The sequence below is a fragment of the Achromobacter sp. UBA5777 genome (assembly GCF_002418565.1).
Lineage (GTDB): Bacteria > Pseudomonadota > Gammaproteobacteria > Burkholderiales > Burkholderiaceae_B > Achromobacter > Achromobacter animicus.
Genome location: NZ_DIEJ01000253.1, coordinates 9075 through 9430, shown reverse-complemented (window position 1 = coordinate 9430; position 356 = coordinate 9075). Strand labels below are relative to the sequence as shown.

The 356-nt window shown below is 66.6% G+C and carries 2 pseudogenes; both read right to left on the bottom strand.

From position 1 onward, the window contains the following. Positions 1-210 (bottom strand): annotated as a pseudogene (locus B3446_RS21545) (hypothetical protein); the annotation flags it as partial. A 40-nt stretch (positions 211-250) separates the two neighbouring features. Continuing rightward, positions 251-356, bottom strand: a pseudogene (locus B3446_RS21540) (Co2+/Mg2+ efflux protein ApaG); the annotation flags it as partial.

Genomic DNA, 356 nt, shown 5'->3' with positions numbered 1-356 from the left:
GTTGGCGGGCTTCAACTTGCCGGCCAGCGCGCGCGGCGGGGTGTCGGGCAACGAGCCCAGCGGCGGCACGACGAGCGGACCGTCGGCCGCGGGCGTGCGAGCCCCGGGCGTTGCCGGCAGACCGGATCCGGAATCAGGGGGAATATCGGACGGGGTGGAACATGCCGCCAGCAGAATGGACAGCACGGACAGGCTAAGAATGCGCTTCATGTGCAGAGGGAAAAACGTGCAACGGAAGGCCGGACCATACTCAGTGCAAGGTGCGCGGCATGGCCAGGACGAATTCGGAGATCGGCACCTCGAACGGAATGCCGTTCTCGCCGACGCAGTGATAGATGCCGCGCATCGTGCCCACC